18 protein-coding genes are annotated in these 21,263 nt (G+C 61.6%); 3 read left to right on the top strand and 15 right to left on the bottom strand.

Annotated features, from left to right (window positions below):
* Nucleotides 1-138 precede the first annotated feature (138 nt).
* The 6 genes from ACX3M4_RS11235 to ACX3M4_RS11260 form a co-directional block, all read right to left on the bottom strand.
* On the bottom strand, nt 139-3,048 hold the full coding sequence (locus tag ACX3M4_RS11235; RefSeq protein ID WP_459358670.1) for an EAL domain-containing protein: 2,910 nt from the start codon (nt 3,046-3,048) through the stop codon (nt 139-141).
* A gap of 31 nt (nt 3,049-3,079) precedes the next feature.
* Nucleotides 3,080-3,718 carry a GNAT family N-acetyltransferase gene (locus ACX3M4_RS11240; RefSeq protein WP_459358671.1) on the bottom strand — a complete coding sequence of 213 codons (639 nt, stop codon included), beginning with the start codon at nt 3,716-3,718 and terminating at the stop codon, nt 3,080-3,082.
* A 28-nt stretch (nt 3,719-3,746) separates the two neighbouring features.
* On the bottom strand, nt 3,747-5,036 hold the full coding sequence (locus tag ACX3M4_RS11245) for a M16 family metallopeptidase (protein ID WP_459358672.1): 1,290 nt from the start codon (nt 5,034-5,036) through the stop codon (nt 3,747-3,749).
* A 4-nt stretch (nt 5,037-5,040) separates the two neighbouring features.
* Complete coding sequence (thrC, locus tag ACX3M4_RS11250) at nt 5,041-6,447, bottom strand: threonine synthase (RefSeq protein WP_459358673.1); 1,407 nt, start codon at nt 6,445-6,447, stop codon at nt 5,041-5,043.
* A 310-nt stretch (nt 6,448-6,757) separates the two neighbouring features.
* Nucleotides 6,758-8,749: a putative bifunctional diguanylate cyclase/phosphodiesterase gene (locus ACX3M4_RS11255; RefSeq protein ID WP_459358674.1), complete on the bottom strand. Its 1,992-nt coding sequence runs from the start codon at nt 8,747-8,749 to the stop codon at nt 6,758-6,760.
* Between the two features lie 283 nt (nt 8,750-9,032).
* Complete coding sequence (locus ACX3M4_RS11260) at nt 9,033-9,629, bottom strand: YqgE/AlgH family protein (protein ID WP_459358675.1); 597 nt, start codon at nt 9,627-9,629, stop codon at nt 9,033-9,035.
* A 185-nt stretch (nt 9,630-9,814) separates the two neighbouring features.
* On the opposite strand from ACX3M4_RS11260, the gene ACX3M4_RS11265 reads away from it, so the two are divergent.
* Together ACX3M4_RS11265 and ACX3M4_RS11270 are read left to right on the top strand one after the other, a co-directional pair.
* The gene (locus ACX3M4_RS11265) at nt 9,815-10,651 is read left to right on the top strand and encodes a protein-disulfide reductase DsbD domain-containing protein (protein ID WP_459358676.1); all 837 of its coding nucleotides are present in this window, start codon (nt 9,815-9,817) and stop codon (nt 10,649-10,651) included.
* 132 nt (nt 10,652-10,783) lie between these two features.
* Nucleotides 10,784-11,272: a redoxin family protein gene (locus ACX3M4_RS11270; RefSeq protein ID WP_459358677.1), complete on the top strand. Its 489-nt coding sequence runs from the start codon at nt 10,784-10,786 to the stop codon at nt 11,270-11,272.
* Between the two features lie 276 nt (nt 11,273-11,548).
* Here ACX3M4_RS11270 and ACX3M4_RS11275 read toward each other — a convergent pair whose 3' ends face one another.
* The 8 genes from ACX3M4_RS11275 to coxB all read right to left on the bottom strand — a co-directional run bounded on the left by ACX3M4_RS11275 (nt 11,549) and on the right by coxB (nt 18,231).
* Complete coding sequence (locus tag ACX3M4_RS11275) at nt 11,549-12,295, bottom strand: SURF1 family protein (protein ID WP_459358678.1); 747 nt, start codon at nt 12,293-12,295, stop codon at nt 11,549-11,551.
* A gap of 37 nt (nt 12,296-12,332) precedes the next feature.
* A complete protein-coding gene (locus tag ACX3M4_RS11280; protein WP_459358679.1) occupies nt 12,333-12,725 on the bottom strand; it encodes a DUF983 domain-containing protein in 393 nt (130 codons plus the stop codon).
* A gap of 83 nt (nt 12,726-12,808) precedes the next feature.
* Nucleotides 12,809-13,696, bottom strand: a complete 888-nt coding sequence (locus tag ACX3M4_RS11285) for a cytochrome c oxidase subunit 3 (RefSeq protein WP_459358680.1) — start codon at nt 13,694-13,696, stop codon at nt 12,809-12,811.
* Nucleotides 13,697-13,748: 52 nt separating this feature from the next.
* On the bottom strand, nt 13,749-14,354 hold the full coding sequence (locus ACX3M4_RS11290; RefSeq protein ID WP_459358681.1) for a cytochrome c oxidase assembly protein: 606 nt from the start codon (nt 14,352-14,354) through the stop codon (nt 13,749-13,751).
* A gap of 10 nt (nt 14,355-14,364) precedes the next feature.
* A complete protein-coding gene (locus ACX3M4_RS11295; RefSeq protein WP_459358682.1) occupies nt 14,365-14,526 on the bottom strand; it encodes a hypothetical protein in 162 nt (53 codons plus the stop codon).
* 4 nt (nt 14,527-14,530) lie between these two features.
* Nucleotides 14,531-15,478, bottom strand: a complete 948-nt coding sequence (locus ACX3M4_RS11300) for a heme o synthase (RefSeq protein ID WP_459359411.1) — start codon at nt 15,476-15,478, stop codon at nt 14,531-14,533.
* A 141-nt stretch (nt 15,479-15,619) separates the two neighbouring features.
* On the bottom strand, nt 15,620-17,218 hold the full coding sequence (gene ctaD, locus ACX3M4_RS11305; RefSeq protein WP_459358683.1) for a cytochrome c oxidase subunit I: 1,599 nt from the start codon (nt 17,216-17,218) through the stop codon (nt 15,620-15,622).
* 77 nt (nt 17,219-17,295) lie between these two features.
* A complete protein-coding gene (coxB, locus tag ACX3M4_RS11310) occupies nt 17,296-18,231 on the bottom strand; it encodes a cytochrome c oxidase subunit II (protein ID WP_459358684.1) in 936 nt (311 codons plus the stop codon).
* A gap of 588 nt (nt 18,232-18,819) precedes the next feature.
* On the opposite strand from coxB, the gene ACX3M4_RS11315 reads away from it, so the two are divergent.
* On the top strand, nt 18,820-19,299 hold the full coding sequence (locus tag ACX3M4_RS11315; RefSeq protein ID WP_459359412.1) for an invasion associated locus B family protein: 480 nt from the start codon (nt 18,820-18,822) through the stop codon (nt 19,297-19,299).
* Between the two features lie 58 nt (nt 19,300-19,357).
* Here ACX3M4_RS11315 and ACX3M4_RS11320 read toward each other — a convergent pair whose 3' ends face one another.
* Nucleotides 19,358-21,145: a monovalent cation:proton antiporter-2 (CPA2) family protein gene (locus tag ACX3M4_RS11320; RefSeq protein WP_459358685.1), complete on the bottom strand. Its 1,788-nt coding sequence runs from the start codon at nt 21,143-21,145 to the stop codon at nt 19,358-19,360.
* Nucleotides 21,146-21,263 lie beyond the last annotated feature (118 nt).

The following is a 21,263-nucleotide window of genomic DNA, read 5'->3' on the forward strand; positions in this document are numbered from 1 at the left end:
AGGTTGTCGGGCTGTAGCAGCCACCAAAGAGAGGCTTCGGCATTCATCGCAGCAACCTGCGCAAGTGGGTCTGAGAGTGGGCCCCGGGTCTCCCTTCGGTCGCCCGGGGTGACACTTATCGAGTAGTCAGGTTCTGCCCTAAGCCGTCTCCGCCTCCGCCGGCATCTTGCGCAGGATCTTGGTGGCTTCGGCCGCCGAGACCGCTTCGCCGAAGAAGAAGCCTTGCGCGTATTCGCAGCCGAGTTGGTAGAGTTCGAGCGCGTCGTTCTCGCTCTCGGCGCCCTCAGCCACCACCGACATGCCGAGGTCGTGGCCCATGGCGACGATGGTCCTGAGCAGTACCGGCCGGGCCGACGAGCCGTTCGGCTTCACGAAGGACTGGTCGATCTTGATCGTATCGAACGGGAAGCGCTGCAGATAGGAGAGCGAGGAATGGCCCGTGCCGAAATCGTCCAGCGACAGGCCGGCGCCGAGACCGCGCAGGCGCTCCAGCACCTTGGCGGAGTATTCCGGGTTGGACATGACGAGGGATTCCGTCAGTTCCAGCTTCAGCGTGCCCGGTTCCAGCGACGTTCTTGAGAGAACCGCCTTCACATCGTTGATGAGGTCCTGCTTCAGAAGCTGGCGGGACGACAGGTTGACCGAGGCAAAGAGCGGCTGCTGCATCGGGAATTCGCGTTGCCAGAAAGCCAGCTGCTGCGCTCCCTTGTCCAGCATGTACATGCCTAGCTCGTTGATGAGACCGGACTGTTCGGCGACCGGAATGAATTCCGACGGCGAGATCTTGCCGCGGCGGGCATGGTTCCAGCGCGCAAGGACCTCGAAACCGGCAACGGCCTGATCTTCGAGCCGGATGATCGGCTGGAAGAAGACGCCGAGCGTTTCCTTCTTGATCGCTTCACGCAGATCGGCTTCCAGGTCGACGATGTTCTTGTCGAGCGGGCGCAGGATCGGCCGGAACACTTCCTGTCGGTCGCCGCCGAGCCGCTTGGCATGGTTGAGCGCGATCTCCGCATTGGTGACCATGTCCTCGACCGCCTGCTTGCCGCCTTCGAAGAAGGCGATGCCGACGGAACAGGTGAGGAAGATCTCGCGGTCGCCGAAGGTGATCGGGGCGCGCACGGCCTTGCGCAGGGCATCGGCCAGCGCAACGATGCGATCCGGTTCCTGTTCGGAGAGCAGCACCAGGCCATACTGGTCGCCGGAGAGGCGGCCAAGCGTGTCCTGCTGGCCGATCAGGCGGCCAAGACGGCGTGCAACGGTCAGAAGGATGCTGTCGCCTGCGGAGAGGCCGATGCTGTCATTGACCTGCTTGAACCGGTCGAGATTGAGCACAAGCAAGGTCGGCTTGGACGTTTCTTCGGCCTTGGAGCGGACGACACTGGTGCGCAGGCGGTCGACGAAGAGCTCGCGGTTCGGCAGGCCGGTCAGGTTGTCGTGGACGGCGTCGTGCAGCAGGCGCTCTTCCGCGGTTCGTTCCTCGGTGACATCGAGCAGCGTGCCGACGCAGCGGATCACCTCACCGTCCGAGCCGATGATCGGCCGGGCCCGCAGGCGGAACCAGCGGAAATGGCCATCCTCGGAGCGCAGGCGGAAGGTCTGGACGACCTTGCCGCGGCGCTGGTCGATGACGGCGTCGAGCGTCGCCCGGAAGCGGTCGCGGTCCTGCGGATGAAGCACATCCAGCCAGTCTCGCGCAGGCCCCTCCAGCGTGCCGCGCCGAAGGTTCAAAAGGTCCTCGACCTCGTTGCCGGTGTAGATGCGGTCGCGGTCGATGTCCCAGTCCCAGATGATGTCGCCGGCCCCGGTCAATGCCAGCGCCTTGCGCTCGATGTCGGAAATGAGACCCTGCGCGATCGCGCCACCCGCAAAGGCATGCTGCATCACCGTGAACCCGATCAGGAGCACGATCAGCACCAGGCCGCCGCCGAGCGCCGGCTGGACGATGTCGTTGGCAAGATAGCCGGTCACCGTCATTGCCGCGCCGATCAGCCACGCCATCAGCAGGCACCAGGTCGGGATCAGGAGAATGGCGCGGTCGTAGTGCTGAAAGGCCAGAACCGCGATGGTGACGAAGCCGAGCACACCGATGACGGCCAGTGCCAGGCGGGCAATACCGGCGGCAATGGACGGATCCCAGACGGCGACGCCGAGGAGACCCAGGATCAGGATCAGCGTCGTCAGCGCCAGATGAGAATAGTGGATGTTCCAGCGGTTGAGGTTGAGATAGGCGTAGAGGAAGATGATCAGGCTCGCCGCGAGCATGACCTCGGCACAGGCGCGCGCCAGCTGGCTGCCGCCTCCTTCCAGATTGAACACCATTCCCCAGAAGCCGAAATCGATGCACAGATAGGCCAGCACCGACCAGGCAAGCGCCGCGGTTGCCGGGAACATCACCGTGCCCTTGACCACGAAGAGGATGGTCAGAAACAGGGCCAGCAGACCGGAAATGCCGAGGATGATGCCCCTGTAAAGCGTGTAGGCGTTGACCGTTTCCTCATAGACGTCCGGTTCCCAGATCCGGATTTCCGGCAGGTTCGGTGTCGTCAGTTCGGCGACGAAAGTCACGATGGAGCCCGGGTCGAGCGTCACCAGGAAGACGTCAGCCTCCAGGCTTTTCTGGCGCTCCGGGGCAATGCCTTGGCTTGGCGTGATGGTCGCGATGCGCGAGGAGCCGAGATCCGGCCAGAAAAGATCGGACCCGACCAGCCTGTAGTTGGGCGCAACGATCAGCCGGTCGATCTGCTCGTCACTGGTATTGGCGAGCGCGAAGACCGCCCAGTTGGTGTTGGACCCGTCGCGCGAGGGCACTTCGATGCGGCGCACGATGCCGTCGGCGCCCGGAGCGGTCGACACCTGCAGCCGTGTGCCGGCCTCGCGGTGGAGCTCTATGGAATTGGTGATATCGAGCGCCTCGATATCGATCGGCACGGGGATCGGTTCCAGCGCATGCGCGGGAAGAACGCCAAGCAACGTGGCTATCAAAGACAGGGCAATGACAAGCTTTCGGAACACGTTGCCGATCAGATCCGGTATCAAATTCGACATGGGGCGAAGAAGTACCGGTTTGAAGCGCATGTCACAAGAATTCTTTCAAGATACCCTCGACGCTCGGAGCCACTTTTTCGGGCCGTGACGCATGGTCTTCCGCCAAACACGCAAACAGCAGATGATCCTGCCAGGAGCCGTTGATCAACAGATAGTTGCGTGCGTAGCCTTCCCGGTGGAATCCGGCGTTTTCGAGCAAACGGATGGACGGCATGTTGGTTGGCAAACAGGCCGCTTCAATTCGATGAAGGTTCAAAACGTCGAAGCAAAACGGCAAGATCATGGCGACCGCGGACGACATATGCCCTTTTCCCGCATGCCGTTCGCCCATCCAGTAGCCAAGTGTCGCAGTCTGGCTGACGCCCCTGCGGATATTGCTCAAGGTCAGCCCGCCGAGGATCTCGTTGTTGCGCGCCCGGAAGAGCAGAAAGGACAGGCTCCGGCCTTCCTTGCGGTCCTTGGAATAGCGGCGCAGGCGCCGCCGGAAGCCGGTCTTGGTCAGGTCGTCGGAAGGCCAAAGCGGTTCCCAGGGCTTGAGGAAAGCGCGGCTTTCCCCGCGCAGCGCCGCCCAGGGCTTGAAGTCGTACATGATCGGCGGACGCAGATAATAACCGCCCGCCTCGATCAGCAATTCGGCGTCAGATGATATCCCCGGACGTAGCAGCGCCATGCCCCGATCTCCGCCTTCAAGCCATGACTTACATCGATGCCGCCCGCAGGACAGGGCTCTGCTGGAGCCTGTCCGCGAGTTCTTGTGCGGTCATGATACCATCAACCGGACCGATTGCGGTCAGGGTCGGCACCGTGCCGACAAAGGTTTCGTGGGCGACGCGCCGGATATCGGCGGCAGTCACGGCCTCGATCTTCGATGAAATCTCGTCCGGATTCAGGACCCGGCCATGAACGAGGATCTGACGCGCAATCTGACCGGCGCGGGCCGCCGGGCTTTCCAGCGCCATCATCAGGCCGGCGCGGATCTGTGCCCGCGAGCGGGCGACTTCTTCCTCGGTGATCGTCTGGGTAGCCGCGATCAGTTCGTCGACGATCATCGGCATCAGGGAAGCGAGATCCTCCTGGCTGGTGGCCGCATGCACTCCGAAGAGACCCGTGTCGGAAAACGCCCAGTGGAAACTGTAGATGGCGTAGCAGAGGCCGTGTTTCTCGCGGATTTCCTGGAACAGGCGCGAGGACATGCCGCCGCCAAGAACGGAAGCAAGAATCTGGATGGTGTAATAGTCTTCCGACTTGTAGGGCCTGCCCTCGAAGCCGATCAGAACCTGCGCTTCCTGCAGATCCTTGGACCGCAGGATCTCGCCACCGCGGTATTGCGCTTCGGATTCCGGCGCAGCCGGCTCAGAGCTGAAGCCGCCGAACTTTTCCCGCGCTAGCGCAACCAGTGCATCGTGGTCGACGGCACCGGCTGCCGCCAGCACCATGTCCGGCGCCCGGTAGCGGTCGGAAAGATAGGCGTTGAGCGCATCGCGGTTGAAACCGCGCACCGTGTCGGGCGTACCAAGGATGGGCCTGCCGATCGCCTGGTTGGGCCAGGCGGTTTCCTGGAAGAGATCGAAGGCCTGGTCGTCCGGGGAATCGTTGGCAGCGCCGATTTCCTGCAGGATCACATGCTGCTCGCGCGCCAGTTCCTGTGCATCGAAGGTTGAGTTCTGCAGGATGTCCGCGAGGATATCGACCGCGAGCGGCATGTCCTCGGCGAGGATGCGGGCGTAATAATTGGTGTGTTCGATGCTGGTGGAGGCGTTGAGTTCTCCGCCGACAGCTTCGATCTCTTCCGCAATGCCGCGTGCGGTGCGGGTGGCGGTGCCCTTGAAGGCCATGTGTTCCAGAAGGTGGGTAATGCCGTTCTGGTGCACGTTTTCCGCCCGAGAACCTGTGCGCACCCAGACGCCAAGCGCGGCGGTCTTGAGGTAGGGCATCTGGTCGGTGACGACGGTCATGCCGTTGTCGAGAACTGTTGTCTGTACTTTCATATAGTCATACCCCGGCAGTGACGGCCCGGGCGTGATCTTCGACAAAGCGTTCCACCACTCCCTGATCAGCCGCCAGAACCTGCTGGCGCTCCTCCGCAGTCATCATGTCTTGCAGGTTTTCCGGCAGCTCTGGCCGGACACCGGATGCCTTTTCCACCGCGTCCGGGAACTTGGCCGGGTGGGCCGTCCCCAACACCACCATCGGTGCGGACGCATTCTCGTGAGCCTTTGCCACATGCACGCCGATCGCCGTGTGCGGGTCGAGCAAATAACCCGCCTCCTTGTAGACGCCGGCAATCGTCGCCGCGGTTTCCTCTTCGTCGCAGCGGCCCGCGCCGAAGACGGCGCGCATTTCACCAAGCGGTCCGTCCTCGATGGTGAAGCTGCCCGACTGGGACAGCTGGTTCATCATCCGGCGGACAGCTTCGCCGTCGCGGCCGCAAACCTCGGATAGCAGGCGCTCGAAGTTCGACGACACCTGGATGTCCATCGATGGCGAAATCGTCGGCAACACGCCACGCTTCTCGTAGCGGCCGGTCTCCAGCGTGCGTGCCAGGATGTCGTTGACGTTGGTTGCCACGACCAGCTTCTCGACCGGAAGGCCCATCTTCATCGCGGCGTAACCGGCGAAGATGTCGCCGAAATTGCCGGTCGGCACAGTGAAAGCGATCTTGCGGTGCGGCGCACCGAGGGCGGCACCGGCAACGAAGTAATAGACGATCTGCGCCAGGATGCGCGCCCAGTTGATGGAGTTGACGCCCGACAGCGCCACCCGGTCGCGGAAGGCGAAATTGTTGAACATGCCTTTGACGATGGCCTGGCAGTCGTCGAAGTTGCCGGTGAGCGCCAGCGCATGGACGTTCTTTTCCGTCGGCGTCGTCATCTGTCGGCGCTGCACGTTGGAGACGCGCCCGTCCGGGAAAAGGATGAAGATGTCGGTGCGCTCACGGCCGCGGAAGGCCTCGATGGCGGCACCGCCCGTGTCACCGGACGTCGCGCCGACGATGGTGGCGCGCAGGCCGCGCTCGGTCAGGACATAGTCCATCATCCGGCCGAGCAGCTGCATGGCGACATCCTTGAATGCCAGCGTCGGGCCGTGGAAGAGTTCCAGGATGAAGGTGTTCGGGCCGGTCTGGACCAGCGGCGTGACGGCCGGATGGCGGAAGCTGCCATAGGCATCGGCAATCATCGCCTTCAAGATATCGTCGGGAATGTCATCGCCGATAAAGGGTGAAATCACCTCGAAAGCGACGGCTTCGTAAGATTTTCCGGCAAAGGAGGCGATGGTCTCGGCGTCGAATTGCGGCCAGGTTTCGGGAAGATAGAGACCGCCGTCGCGTGCAAGGCCCTGAAGCAGGACATCGGAGAATTCCAGGACTGGTGCCTCACCACGCGTACTGATGTATTTCACCGCGCAACTTCCCTTTAGTTTTGCTTTGATGCGGGACGCGCCTCGTCCCCTGCCCGTTCCGCCAGACCTTCAGGTTACTTGAATTCCGGCGGATTTGAAACAAACCATGCCACCCTTGCGACTTACGCGCCATAACATTCCAGCGCAAGTCGCTTTTGGCTAAAATCATGACTGTGAGGGAATAAGAAGGCGGTTTGGCGCGCATTTTTTCCCCTGCGGCACCTGTTCCGATGACGGCAATCGCTGCAGCGCTTCATCGCAGCGGAAAGGGCGGCTGCAAGGTCGCCGCCGCATTTCGGGGCCCACACGATCAGTTCAGATGCGAGACCCGGGCGCGATTGGCGAAATCCATGCTGTAGCGCAGGCAATCTTCCGAGGACATGGGACCGGAGAAATAGAGCCCCTGCCCGATCTTGGCACCGGACTTGACGACGAGGTCCAGCTGTTCGGCATCCTCTATGCCCTCGACGACGACGGCCTTGTCCATGCCGTTGGCCATCTCGACGATCTTGCGGAAGAGGAAGTATTTGTCGCTCTCCCGGGTAATATCCTTCAAGAACGTGTGGTCGATCTTGATCTCGTCGAGCAACAGCTGCTGCAGGTAGCGCAAGGAGGAATGCCCCGTGCCGAAGCCGTCGAGCGACACGCGGATACCCGACGCCCGCAGCCGGCTGAGACTGTCGTTGGCGTTCGCGACGTTTTCCACGAGCACGCTTTCCGAGACCTCGATCGTCAGCAGGCTCGGCGAAAGGCCCGTGCCCTGCAGGATGCCCTCGATCTGCTCGGCAATTTGCGGTGACTTGAACCCAAGCGAGGATATGTTGGAGCTGACGCGCACCGGCGCGCCGGTGCTTTCAGCCGCCGCCAGCGCAAAGCGGGCACTCTTTTCCAGGATCTGGAGATCGAGTTCCAGGATTGCTCCGGTTTCCTCGGCGATCCGTACAAATTCGCTCGGGGAAACGGCCTTGCCGTCCAGACGCCATCTGGCAAAGGATTCGAATTCGAGCGGATGACCGGTCAACAGGCAGATCTTGGGCTGAAACACCGCCTCGATCTCTCTTTTTTTGACCGCCAGAGGCAGCGTCGACATGATCGCCATGCGCCGCTGCAGACTGAGCAGGATCTCTTCGTCGAACTGGCGATAGCGGTTCTTGCCGTCGTTCTTGGCCACATAGAGGGCCGCGTCGGCGAATTTCAGAAGATCGCAGGCGTCGGAACAGCTCTCCTCGCGGCAAGCATATAAGCCGACCGAGCAACTGGGCTGAAGGGAAAGATCCTCGTAGCGAACCTTGCCGCAGACCTCCTCGACGATTTTGGCTCCAAGAACGGGAAGCGACGGAAACCGTTCGGACTTGTGGACGGCTACGGCGAATTCGTCTCCACCTAGGCGAGCGGCGAGACCTCCGCCCTCCTCCGCCACCTGTTTCAGCCGCTTTCCGACCTCGATCAGGAGGGCATCGCCGGCGTCATGGCCCATGGTGTCATTGACGGTCTTGAAGTCATCGAGGTCGATCAGGGCCAGGAACAGGTCCTGATCGTCGCTGGTGCCGTATTGCTGTTCGATCGTGTCCATGAAAAGCGCCCTGCGGGCAAGACCGGTCAGAGAATCGTGCGACAGCAGGAAATTCGCATGCGCTTCGGCTTCCCGCTTCTGCCGTTCCAGCTGGACCTGGTTTTCCAGCTCGACAAGGGCCCTGGTGCGCCGGTTCTCCCTGCCTGCAAGCAAAAGCCAGCCGGCCAGGACGGCGAAGAAGGCGAGCCCTGCATAACCCAGGCTTCTGAGCGCAAAGGCCGTCAGATCCGACTCCACGACAAAGGCACCCATGACGTCGCCCAGCTTGTAGGGCTGGCCGCCAAGCAACTCGTTGTGGCAGGTAACGCAAGCTGGCGAATTGGCCACCGACGGGAAGATAGACCTGCCGATGACATGGCCGCCTTCGAAGCGCAGTTCTTCCTGAACGCCTGTGTCGCGCATTTCCGCGATCCCGGAAATCCAGGCTGCAACGCGCGGATCGGTTTCGCTCAGCCCGAGTTCAAGCCCCGGAACGCCCGGAACACGCACCTTCACCGGGGCGTGCATGTCGTCGTCATTCCATTCGGGAAGAAAGCTCTCCAGCCCCATTCTTCGGAAAGAAGCCGGAACGGGCATGTTTTCGGTACGGTGGTCTGCGTAACGGGTCACGAAGGCGTCGGCCAGATGGACGATCTGTTTCCTGTCATGTGCTTCCGTCCGGCTGAATTCCCACAACGAGATCGCAAACAGGGAGAACGCCAGCGCCAATGCACCCGCGACCACAAGCACAATCGATCCCGGTGACCTTTGTCGGAATACTTCCATTCACATCTGGCCTCTAGCGCACTTGACCAAACGTAATCCAAATCATTTTCAGTTGGAATTCTGTGAAATTGAAAACCTGTGAAAAATACTAATAAAGTCTTTTAGAGCCAAAATTCCTGGCAAAACCGCATGTCTCAAACGGTGATTTGAAGTTTGAAAAACAGTGTCCGCGGAAAGTTTCCCGGACCTTGCGTCAGGTCGGGAATCGACAGAAACGTTCCAAGGGAAGTTCCGGTATCGAGGGGCTTCAGGCGTGGCCCGCGTCGGAATAAAGCATGGCCGGGTCTATGCCGAGACTTGCAAGCGCCTTGTGCCACTTCCTCTCCGTATCCCCATCGAACAGAATATCGGGATCGGCCGGTGCAGTCAGCCAGCCATTGGCCTGGATCTCGTGCTCCAGTTGCCCCGGAGCCCAGCCAGCATAGCCAAGCGCCAGCATGGCCTTGGAGGGCCCTGCGCCCTGAGCCAGTGCGCGCAGGATCTCCAGCGTTGCCGTGAGACAGATGCCGTTGTCGATCGAAAGGGTCGACTGATTGAGCATGAAGTCGTCGCTGTGCAGGACGAAACCGCGTTCGACCTCGACCGGCCCGCCCTTGTAGACATTCATGTCACGAACCTGCGGCGGCAGGCGGATGGCGCTGTCGTCGTTGACGATGTCCAGCTGGATCAGGAGTTCTTCGAGGGAGAGGTGTCGTGCAACCTGGTTGACCACCAGCCCCATGGCCCCCTGGTCGGAGTGGGAACACAGGTAAATCACCGAATGTTCGAACCGGCTGTCTGTCATGCTCGGCATCGCAATCAGAAATTGCCCTTCAAGGGAATCTGTCGCTGCGGTTCCGGCCATGCGTACCTCTTTTCGTGTTGACGCCCTCTGCCTCTGCAAAAAGCATAGCCCCTTTGCGGAGCTTTGTTAATGCACGTTTGCGCTGCGATCATGGCATCCGGCTCACACCTGCGTCACAAGGATATGACCCGGACCGGCGATCCTGGCCGGTGACGCTTGCGCGAAACTCGTGTAGCACTGACACCATGAAACGCCTTCTGTCTGCCCTTGCCCTCACCTTCCTCCTGGCGCCCTTGCCGGCCCGCGCCGCCATGACCGCCTGGACCGAGGTTCAAGGCGGCTCTGTCCGTCTGATCGCCACAGGCCCTCTTCATGACGGCCGCTATCAGGCCGGATTGGAGTTCCTGCTGGAGTCCGGCTGGCACACCTATTGGCGTTACCCGGGCGAGGCCGGCATCCCGCCGCAAATCAACACGGAGGGGAGCGGCAATCTCAAGCGTTTGGATGTTTTCTATCCGGCGCCGGAACGCTACAGCGACGGCTATACAAGCTCGATCGTCTATCACGACGGCATCGTCCTGCCGATAGAGATCGAGCCGGAAGATCCCGCCGCACCCGTCCATCTGTCGCTGGAGGTGTTTTTCGGCATCTGCAACGAGATCTGCGTGCCCGGGGAGGCCTTGCTGACGCTGGACCTGACCCCATCCGGCAAGGTGGACAGCCTGGCCGGAACGCTGATTGCCCGGGATCTGGAGGCTGTGCCTCAAGGCACGCCTGAGCCGGACCTGTCGATCCTCTCGGTCGCGCCTGCCGCTTCCGGCGAAGCGCTGTCCATCGTCGCCAGGGTTCCCGGCGACGCGGAGATCGATCTGTTCGCCGCAGCTCCCGAAGGCTCCTTTATCGGACTGCCGCGGCTGGTGGAACCTGGCGCAGCCGGAACGGAGAATGGCGACGCCGCCTGGGAGCTGCCGACGAAGGGCCTCAAGACAACGGACAATGACACCTCGCTGCGGCTGGTCCTCAAAGCGGGCGGGCGGGCAATCGAGCATCTGGTCCCGATCGACCCGGCCTGGGTGCAATAGCCTGCAATTTTGAGCAGTAAATCAGCCGAACCGCTTTTGCGGGATTGTCCCTCGACGCACTCCTTGCTACGCCCTATCTGTGAGCGGGCTGCACACGGTACCCGCAGCCGGCAATTTCAAAGGACAAGCGCTATGACACTTCAGGTTGGGGATCGCCTTCCGGACGCCACCTTCAAAATCATGACTTCTGACGGCCCCGGCGAAATGTCGACCGGCGACTTGACGGCCGGAAAGACCGTGGTACTCTTCGGCGTTCCGGGCGCCTTCACGCCCACCTGCCACATGAACCACCTGCCTGGCTTCATCGAGCATGCCGAGACGCTGAAGAACAAGGGCGTCGACACCATCGCGGTCCTGTCGGTCAACGACGTCTTCGTGATGGATGCCTGGAAGACCGCTTCCAAAGCCGGCGACAGCATCACCTTCCTCTCCGACACCGCCGCCGAATTCGTCGAAGCCGCCGGCCTCGGCCTCGGCCCGGCACCGATCTTCGGCCACCTGCGTTCGCAGCGCTTCGCGCTGATCGCCAAGGACGGTCAAATCACCTTCCTCGCCATCGAGGACGCTCCAGGCGAAGCCGTCAAATCCGGCGCCGCTGCCATCCTGGAAGCCCTCGGCTGACCGGGTGATGTCGCACTGGAATGAGAAGGGCCCGCGAGGGCCCTTTTTTGTTGCCAACTTTCAGCAGTCATCCCGGACGCATCGCATCGAAGATCCGGGACCGGGGAGCCGAGGCTTATCGATAAGGACCTTGCCTGGACTGCGCGTACTTTGCCTCCCCGGTCCCGGCTCGCGCTTCGCTTGGCGGGGATGACGGCAGAGAGGTATGAAAGTTCATTGGGTTGAGTGGGTTCGATGTCACCGGACTGATTGAACAGCCTATTCACGTTGAAAGCCTCAAGCTTCCCGCTTTGACCGTGGCCACAGGATGCTTGCCGAATAGGTGAGATAGACGCCGATCAGGGTGGCGGCGAGACCGAACCAGGTCAGGGCATAGCCGAGGTGGTCGTTCTTGAAACGGACGACCGTTTCGCCCGCTTGCGGCAGGCCCGAGGGTGGCGTGAATTCGGCATCGAGGTCGACGCTGTAAGGGGCAAGATTGGCCGTGGTCATGCCCAGGGTCCCGGCCATCGCCTCCGTGTCCCGCGCAAACCAGGTGCGGTCGCCCTGATCCGGATCCGGCGTCGTCCAGTTCGGCTTTTCACTCAGCCGCACAAGGCCGGTCAACCGGCGGACACCGTCCGGAGTCGCAATTGCGATTTCCCGCTGTGCCGGGTCGAGACCCTGCGGGACGAAGCCGCGATTGACGAGAACAGTCCAGCCGCCTTCGGTTTCGAATGGGGCGTAGACCATCAGTCCGGGACCATCGAATGCGCCGGCCGCCTTGGTGAGAGCCGTGTAGTAGAAGACGGCACCCTCCAGGAAGCGGCCGGTGAGTTCGACATGCCGGTAGTCGTCTTCGCTGCCCATGTCCGCCCAGGCGTGAGGCCCCGGCGCGGCTACGGGCGCCTGCGTGATGTCGGTTTCCACCCGCTCGATGAGCTCTTCCTTCCAGGCGAGGCGGTCAAGTTGCCAGAAACCGAGATTGAGCAGCACGGCAAGTGCGGCAACTGCGGCAAGCGTTGGTAAGAGAAGAGCGCGCATGGGCCTCATGTCTGTGTCGGTTCCTCGCCCGGACCGGTCAAGCGCCGTCCGGCCCGTCGTCCAGCCGGCCTTCCGACGCCTTGTTACGGTACTGCAGCGCGATCATCAGACCCTTGAGCGGACGAAGCACCACACCTGCCAGCAGCACGGTCAGCGGCAGCCAGACCACCATGTGCAGCCAGATCGGCGGCTGGAAGGCAAGCTCGACCCAGAGCACGAGCCCGACAATGATAAAGCCGACGATCATGATGACGAAAACGGCCGGTCCATCGCCCGCGTCCGCGAAGGAATAGTCGAGGCCGCAGGCCATGCAGGATTTCTTGATGCTGAGAAACCCGTCAAAGAGGTTTCCCTGGCCGCAGCGCGGGCACTTGCCAGCAAGTCCCGCCGGGACCGGATTGACCGGGGGAAAATGCGCCTTGTCTTCCATGCCGTGCCTCATTCGCTGCAATTAAAGAAAAACGCCCGATCCGATGGCCGGACCGGGCGTTTTTCGTGTCGTGTTACGTGCCCTTAGTGAGCGGCCGGTGTGCCTGCGCCCCAGATATAGATGGAGACGAACAGGAACAGCCAGACGACGTCAACGAAGTGCCAGTACCAGGCCGCTGCCTCGAAGCCGAAGTGCTTTTCCGGCGTGAACTGGCCGACCAGAGCCCGGCCAAGGCAGACTGCGAGGAAGATGGTGCCGACGATCACGTGGAAGCCGTGGAACCCGGTCGCCATGAAGAAGGTCGCGCCATAGATGTTGCCGCTGAAGGAGAAGGCTGCGTGGCCGTATTCATAGGCCTGGCAAATGGTGAAGAGGACACCGAGGATGACCGTCAGGGTCAGGCCCCACTTCAGGCCGTCTCGGTCGTTGTGCAGCAGCGCGTGGTGCGCCCAGGTGACCGTGGTGCCGGAGCACAGCAGGATCAGCGTGTTCAGCAGCGGCAGGTGCCAGGGATCGAAGGTCTCGATGCCAGCCGGGGGCCAGTGGCCGCCGGTTGCTTCGACGCGGGCGAACTGGATGGCTTCGCCGGTGAAGAGGGAAGCGTCGAAATAGGCCCAGAACCAGGCAACGAAGAACATCACTTCAGAGGCGATGAACAGCAGCATGCCGTAGCGCAGGTGCAGCGACACCACGCGGGTGTGGTGTCCCGCATAGGATTCGCGCACAGTGTCGCGCCACCAGCCGAACATGACGTAGAGCACGATCAGCAGGCCGACGACGAAAAGGCCCCAACCGGCAAGGTCCGGCGATCCCAGGAAGCCGAAATCGAACGTGAAGTCCTTGTCCTGGGCATACTTCATGAAGCCGATGGCGCCGATCGCCATGATGAACGCACCCACGGATGCGATGAACGGCCACGGGCTCGGATCCACAAGGTGGTAGTCGTGGTGTTTGGTATGTGCCTCAGCCATCGGCAAGCTCCCCAAAGACAATCATTTCAGGCGTGGGCTCCACGCCCTCGCGCTAAAGTTTCGTTTCAGCTTCGGCCTTCACGGCCGATGCTGCAACAGGACGTTCCGGTTCTTCTACCGGGAAGAAGGTATAGGACAAAGTGATTTCCTTCACCGATTTCAGTTCAGGATCCTTGTCCATGTCAGGATCGACAAAGAAGACGACCGGCATCTCGACACTCTCGCCGCTTTCCAGCGCCTGCTCGGTAAAGCAGAAGCATTGCAGCTTGTTGAAATAGATACCCGCGGTCGGTGGCGACACGTTGAAGGTCGACGTTCCGACCGTTTTCGCATCGCCCGTATTCGTGGCCATGTAGTTCAGCTGGGCGGTCTCGCCCATGCGCAACGTCACGGTTCGCTGCGCCGGCTTGAAGCTCCAGGGCAACTGGTGACTGACATTACCGTCGAAACGGATGGTGATCTTCCTGTCGATGACCACATCGCTTGCAGCGTTCGCCACCTGCGTGGTGCCGCCGAAGCCGGTAACGCGGCAAAAGAGATTGTAGAGCGGCACGGCGGCAAAGGAGGCGCCGACCATGCAGACAAAGACACCGGAGCAAACAACCGCGACCTTACGGTTGCTGCGTATCCGGGCCTGATTGTCTTGCGGGGTGCTCACAGTCTCTCCCTCACATCGCCCGGTTCATGATGTCCGGCCCCATCTTGATGATGGTGACGACGTAAAACAGCAGCACCAGGCCGCCCAGCACCAGTGCGATCGCAATGGACCGCGACCGGCGCTTCTTCTTCTGCTCTTCGGTGAGCGTAATGCCCTTGTTGTCTTCGCTCATCGGTTCATGCTCCCGCAATCAGGCCTGCGACCAGGCTTTCGCCCAGGAGAAGCGCAAACAGCATGAACAGATAGAAGATCGAGAACTTGAAGAGACGCCAGCAGGCGGACTTGGCGGCATCACCCTCGCGGTTGCGCCACACATCGAAAGACAGGGCAACGAAGATGATGCTCAGTAATGTCGAGGCAACGCCGTAGACCGGTCCGGCGAAACCGATGAGATAGGGAGCAACGCCGACGGGTGCGAGCAGCACGGCATAGGCCAGAATGTGGTGACGGGTGACCGTTTCCCCGGCCACGACCGGCAGCATCGGAACTTTCGCGGCCGTGTAGTCGCCGTTTTTCACCAGCGCCAGAGCCCAGAAATGAGGCGGCGTCCACATGAAGATGATCAGGAACAGCACGAAGCTTTCCAGGCTGACGCTGCCGGTGACAGCAGCCCAGCCGATCATCGGCGGGAAGGCACCGGCGGCACCGCCAATGACGATGTTCTGCGGCGTAGAGCGCTTCAGCCACATCGTATAGACGATCACATAGAAGAAAATGGTGAAGGCAAGGAACGCGCCGGCAAACCAGTTGACCATAAGGCCGAGCAGCACCACCGAGCCGATGGACAGCGTCATGCCGAAGGCGAGCGCCTCGTCGCGGGTGATCTTGCCCGCCGGGATCGGACGCTTGCGGGTGCGCGTCATGACTTCGTCGATGTCGGCGTCATACCACATGTTGAGCGCGCCGGAAGCGCCGGCACCAATGGCGATGCACAGGATCGAAACCGCGCCAAGCACCGGATGGATGGTTCCGGGCGCCAGCATCAGGCCGACAAAAGCGGTGAAGATGACCAGAGACATCACGCGCGGTTTCAGGAGCGCCACATAGTCGCTCACCGATCCCATGCCGCCGTTCCAGACGGCGCTTTCCTGGTTCATCGTATCCTGGCGCTCAACGAGCGACATGGCGCGTCCTTCGAATTCTTGTTTCTGCCGCGACGGGTCCGGCATGTCGGCCGGGTCGGTGCCCGGCGGTTTCAATGATGCACCGCGCCGGAGACCGGCGCGGTGCTGTTCCTGACGGGAGGCGTTTCCTCCCGCCGCGCATTACTTGATGCGCGGCAGCGTCTCGAACTGGTGGAACGGCGGCGGAGAAGTCAGCGTCCACTCAAGGGTCGTTGCGCCTTCACCCCACGGGTTGTTTCCGGCGACGCGCTTCTTGGAGAAGGCCTCGTAGATGCCGAAGAGGAACACCAGAACCGCGAAGGCCGAGATGTAGGAGCCGATGGAAGACACGAAGTTCCAGCCGGCAAATGCATCCGGATAGTCGGCATAGCGGCGCGGCATGCCGTTCAGACCCAGGAAGTGCTGCGGGAAGAACACCAGATTCACGCCAATGAAGGTGATCCAGAAATGTGCCTTGCCGATCGTCTCGTTGTACATGTAGCCGAACATCTTCGGGAACCAGTAGTACCAGGCGGCGAAGATCGCGAACACGGCACCCAGAGACAGAACGTAGTGGAAGTGTGCCACCACGTAGTAGGTGTCGTGGTAGGAGCGGTCGAGGCCGGCGTTGGCGAGCTGCACGCCCGTCACACCGCCGACGGTGAACAGGAAGATGAAGCCGATCGCCCATACCATCGGGGTGCGGAACTCGATCGAGCCGCCCCACATGGTGGCGATCCACGAGAAGATCTTCACGCCCGTCGGAACCGCGATCACCATGGTGGCCGCCACGAAGTAGGCCTGGGTCTCGGAGGACATGCCGACGGTGTACATGTGGTGCGCCCACACGATGAAGCCGACGACGCCGATGGCGACCATGGCGTAGGCCATGCCGAGGTAACCGAAGATCGGCTTGCGCGAGAAGGTGGAGATGACGTGGCTGATGATGCCGAAGCCCGGCAGGATCAGGATGTACACTTCCGGGTGCCCGAAGAACCAGAACAGGTGCTGGAACAGGATCGGGTCACCACCGCCGGCCGGATCGAAGAAGGTGGTGCCGAAGTTGCGGTCCGTCAGCAGCATGGTGATGGCGCCTGCCAGAACCGGCAGCGACAGGAGCAGCAGGAACGCGGTGATCAGCACGGACCAGGCAAACAGCGGCATCTTGTGCAAGGTCATGCCGGGAGCGCGCATGTTGAAGATGGTCGTGATGAAGTTGATTGCGCCGAGGATCGAAGACGCCCCTGCGATGTGCAGGGAGAGGATCGCAAGGTCCATTGCCGGGCCGGGCTGACCGGTGTTGGTGGAAAGCGGCGGATAGATGGTCCAGCCGCCACCGACGCCGTAGCCGCCGGGAGGGCCTTCAACGAACAGGGACAGCAGCAGCAGCGCGAAAGCCGGCGGCAGCAGCCAGAAGGAGATGTTGTTCATGCGCGGGAAGGCCATGTCCGGCGCACCGATCATGATCGGCACGAAGAAGTTGGCATAGCCGCCGATCATCGCCGGCATGACCATGAAGAAGATCATGATCAGGCCGTGAGCGGTGGTGAAGACGTTGAACAGATGCGGATCACCGAAGATCTGCATCCCCGGCTCCTGCAACTCCATCCGCATGCCGACGCTGAGCGCGCCGCCGATGATGCCTGCGATGATCGCGAAGATCAGGTACAACAGGCCGATGTCTTTGTGGTTGGTCGAATAGACCCAGCGGCGCCATCCGGTCGGATGGCCATGTGCCGCATGTGCTTCGTACGCAGCCATTTCGGGCTCCCTCTTTAAACGGTGTCAGCGGCGCTGCGTGTCATCGCGCGCAATCGCCAAACAGGCGTGCCGCCGCGTTATTTCGCGGCGACGGACATTTCTTCGGTATCGGCAGTCGTAGCTGCGGTCTTGGCTGCTGCAAGCGATGCCGCAAGCTGTTCATTCGCCGCATCGACGTCGTCCTGTGCGGCGGCTGCCCAGGCAGCGAACTGTTCCTTGGACACGACGCGGATCGCGAGCGGCATGAACGCGTGGAACTTGCCGCACAGCTCGGAGCACTGGCCGTAGTAGATGCCCTCTTCGCGGGCATTGAACCAGGTTTCGTTGAGGCGGCCAGGGATAGCGTCGATCTTAACGCCGAAGGCCGGCATTGCGAAGGCGTGAATCACGTCGTTCGACGTCACCTGGACGAGAACGGTCGTGTCGACCGGAATGATCACATCGTAATCGACGGCAAGCAGGCGCGGTTCGTTCGGCTTCAGTGCCTGACGGGACTGGTTCTGCTTGTCTTCCGGAAGCTTGTCGGCCTCCTGCAGCATGTTTGCAGAAATGGAGATGTTTTCCATGCCTTCGTTCGGGTACTCGATGTCCCAATACCAGGAATTGCCGATGACCTTGAGGGTCATGTCATACTGGGGAATATCCAGCTGCTTGTAGAGCAGGCGGAAGGACGGAATTGCGATCACAACCAGAATGAGGATCGGAACTACGGTCCAGACCACTTCGATCAGCGTGTTGTGGGAAGTCCTTGAGGGAACCGGGTTCGCCTTGGCGCTGAACTTGACCATGCAGATTACCAGCAGTGCCAGCACGAACAAGGTGATGACGGTGATGATTACCAGCGTAAAGCCATTGAACCAGGTGATGTCGTCCATCACATCCGTGACAGAGGCCTGATAGCCGAACTGCCAGTCCTTGATGCCGGATTCCGCCGCCAGGGCCGCTGTGGACACTCCAGCAAAAGTCGCCGCCGCACCGGCTATAGTCATGAGACGCTTGAAGATTGCCTTCACGTCCGCGCTCCCTTCCCTCAGCCGCCTTGAGCGGCAAATGCAAATTTCCGGACTCTGATCCGGTCCAATCCGGTGCGGCAGTAGCGGGCTTGGCTCGGCTGCGCAAGCCCAATCTGCTGCGTCCTCAAGTTGGACAGGGTCTAGAGTTTGCCGGACTATAACCACAAACTCACATAAAGGGCGATGGTCCCTACAGGGCAGAGCGGCGATGTGCCGCATCATCCCACCGACACCTTCGAGCCGCACAAAAACCACAAGAAACGCCGGGCTGCAACGGAATTTCAAACTTTTCACAGCCCTCCGGCGGCCGTCGCCGATTGACACTCGTCAAGGACAGGCGAAATTTCGACAAGAATTGCGAATAATCCTGCACCTTCAGGACCGGCCGGACTGGAAACGAACGCCGTCATGCGGCAATGTCGGCCCGGGATTACACCTTGATTCGCAGTTCCGGCCGCCAGACGGCAGACCGGGTCTGACGGACCGGACAACGATTGACTGGAGGATTTCTTGTCAACCCAATTGCCGCAGCCCGAAGCTGCCCGACCGACCGGACACTCCAGACTGTCATTTGCCAGGTTCGCAGCGATCGCCGGGATCGTCCTCGGCTCCCTCGGCTCTGCCCTGCCGGCGGTCGCCCAGGGCGAAGTGCGCTCGACCCACGGCGACTGGCAGATGCGCTGCGACACGCCTCCGGGTGCCAGCGGCGAGCAATGCGCCCTTATCCAGAACGTGACCGCCGCCGACCGGGAGAATGTCGGCCTTTCCGTGATCATCCTGAAGACCGCCGACAAGCAGGCCCGCATCCTGCGCGTCCTGGCGCCGCTCGGAGTACTGCTGCCTTCGGGCCTCGGCCTCAGGGTCGACAACGCGGATATCGGCCGCGCCGGTTTTGTCCGTTGCTTGCCGAACGGCTGCATTGCCGAGGTCATCCTGGAAGAAGACCTCCTGACCAAGCTGCAGGGTGGTTCTCAGGCAACCTTCATCATCTTCCAGACGCCGGAAGAAGGCATCGGCATCCCGATTTCGCTGAACGGCTTCTCGGCCGGCTTCGACGCCCTGCCCTGAGCCTTGATCCCTCATTGAGAAAGGCGCCCTTTCGCGGCGCCTTTTTTGTTTGCCGGCCCTATTCCGCGGCGTCCTGGTGTCCCTTGGCCTGAGACTTGCGGGATTGTCCCTTGCCTTGCTTCGCCTTCTCCGCCTCGATCACTTCGCGAAGCTGCTCTGCCAGGCGCGCCTCGTCCCGATCGCGCACCCCCTCTTCGATCTGGTCGATCCTGTCGAGGGGCGTTCCCAAGGCTTCCAGGGCGGCTCGGCCGAAGACGACGCTCGATTCGAAGGTCTCGCGGATCTGGAAATCGACGCCGCGCCGGGTCAGATCCATCATGTGGGCCCTGTCCGTCGCCCGGCAGAAGATCAGCGCATCCGGAAAGCCCTCGCGCACCAGGTCGATGGCCTTGCCCATGACCTTGTCATTCTCGATGCACATGGCGACCAGCGCGGCCTTGCCGGCGCCGGCAGCTGCCAGAACGTCCGCCCGGGTCGCATCGCCATAATAGACCTTGTAGCTCTGCTTGCGGGCATAGGCGATACGGTCCGGCCGGTTGTCGATGGCAGTGATCTCCAGCCCCTCGGAGGTCAGAAACTGGGCAACGACCATGCCGAAGCGGCCGAAGCCTATGACAAGCACCGTTGGTGTCGCCTCCTCGAAGGTTTCGATCGACGGATTTTCGACACCTTTGGCCTTGGCCCTCTCGGCCAGCATTTCCAGTCCGAGACAGGCGAGTGGCGTCAGCAACATCGTCAGAATGACGATTGCGTTGAGCAGGTTGGCCGACTGGTAGTCCAGAAGCCTTTCGCTGACGGCTGCCGTGAAAAGCACGAAGGCGAATTCACCGCCCTGAGGCAGTGTGACGGCGATGCGCAGCGCATCGGAGTTGGGCGATCCCGTGCCGCGCGACAGCCCCCACAGAAACATGCCCTTGACCAGCATCACCACCGCAACCGCGCCAATCACCAGCATCCAGTGGGAAATCACCAGCGAAAAGTCGAGCGACATGCCGACAGCAACGAAAAACAGCCCCATCAGCAGGGAACGGAACGGTTCGATGTCGGCTTCCAGCGAATGGCGGAAGCTGGATTCGGCCAGCAGCACTCCGGCGAGGAAGGCTCCGAGGGCCATGGAGAGCCCGACCGCGTGCATGATACCAGCGCTGCCGAGCGCAACCAGCAGCGCGGCGGTGAGCATGACTTCCCGGGCGCGGCTTGCCGCCAGTAGCAGGAAGATGGGGGAAACAAGATAGCGGCCGGCCAGAATAACAATGGCGATCGCAGACAGGACGAGCATGATTTCGTTGGAAATCTGCTCCCAGTTCGATACGCCATCGCCCGGCGCCAGGATGGCCACCATCGCCAGCAGCGGCACGATGGCGATGTCCTGCAGCAGCAGGATGCCGAAGGCGCGCTGGCCATAAGGCGACGACAACTGGCCGCGTTCCTGCAGGATCTGCAGCGAAAAGGCGGTTGAGGACAGGGCGAGACCGAAGCCCGCGACGAGCGACGTCGAAAAGGGAAGGTCCACAAGGCGGGCGATGCCATAGAACGTGGCCCCGGTCAGCAGGACTTGCGCGGTGCCGAGACCGAATATGTCCCGCCGCATCCGCCAGAGCTTCATCGGGTCCAGCTCCAGTCCGATCACGAAAAGCAGCAGAACGACACCGAGTTCGGCAACATGCAGCACATCCTCGCCGGAGCCGAGCAGGCGCAACCCGTGCGGCCCGACCACCGCCCCGGCGGCGAGATAACCGACGACCGACCCGAGCCCCAGCCTCTTGGCGATCGGAACCGCGACAACGGTCGCAGCGAGAAAGACGATCGCTTCTGTAAAGAACGGAGGAGCACTTTCCGCGGCCATCGCATCTCCTTTGCCGTCAGGCCAGGTCCGATTGCAAAATCGGACCGATTCAAATCAAATGCAGGATACCAAAGAATAAGCGGTTGCCCTGCCTGAAATCCAGCGATGGCCGTAGAAA

This window comes from Roseibium sp. M-1, from assembly GCF_054515675.1.

Excerpts from the sequence above, each read along its gene's own strand:
- ACX3M4_RS11235 (WP_459358670.1), bottom strand. The coding sequence starts at position 3,048 with ATGTCGAATTTGATACCGGATCTGATCGGCAACGTGTTCCGAAAGCTT.
- ACX3M4_RS11240 (WP_459358671.1), bottom strand. The coding sequence starts at position 3,718 with ATGGCGCTGCTACGTCCGGGGATATCATCTGACGCCGAATTGCTGATC.
- ACX3M4_RS11245 (WP_459358672.1), bottom strand. The coding sequence starts at position 5,036 with ATGAAAGTACAGACAACAGTTCTCGACAACGGCATGACCGTCGTCACC.
- ACX3M4_RS11260 (WP_459358675.1), bottom strand. The coding sequence starts at position 9,629 with ATGGCCGGAACCGCAGCGACAGATTCCCTTGAAGGGCAATTTCTGATT.
- ACX3M4_RS11265 (WP_459358676.1), top strand. The coding sequence starts at position 9,815 with ATGAAACGCCTTCTGTCTGCCCTTGCCCTCACCTTCCTCCTGGCGCCC.
- ACX3M4_RS11270 (WP_459358677.1), top strand. The coding sequence starts at position 10,784 with ATGACACTTCAGGTTGGGGATCGCCTTCCGGACGCCACCTTCAAAATC.
- ACX3M4_RS11275 (WP_459358678.1), bottom strand. The coding sequence starts at position 12,295 with ATGCGCGCTCTTCTCTTACCAACGCTTGCCGCAGTTGCCGCACTTGCC.
- ACX3M4_RS11280 (WP_459358679.1), bottom strand. The coding sequence starts at position 12,725 with ATGGAAGACAAGGCGCATTTTCCCCCGGTCAATCCGGTCCCGGCGGGA.
- ACX3M4_RS11285 (WP_459358680.1), bottom strand. The coding sequence starts at position 13,696 with ATGGCTGAGGCACATACCAAACACCACGACTACCACCTTGTGGATCCG.
- ACX3M4_RS11295 (WP_459358682.1), bottom strand. The coding sequence starts at position 14,526 with ATGAGCGAAGACAACAAGGGCATTACGCTCACCGAAGAGCAGAAGAAG.
- ACX3M4_RS11300 (WP_459359411.1), bottom strand. The coding sequence starts at position 15,478 with ATGTCGCTCGTTGAGCGCCAGGATACGATGAACCAGGAAAGCGCCGTC.
- ctaD (WP_459358683.1), bottom strand. The coding sequence starts at position 17,218 with ATGGCTGCGTACGAAGCACATGCGGCACATGGCCATCCGACCGGATGG.
- ACX3M4_RS11320 (WP_459358685.1), bottom strand. The coding sequence starts at position 21,145 with ATGGCCGCGGAAAGTGCTCCTCCGTTCTTTACAGAAGCGATCGTCTTT.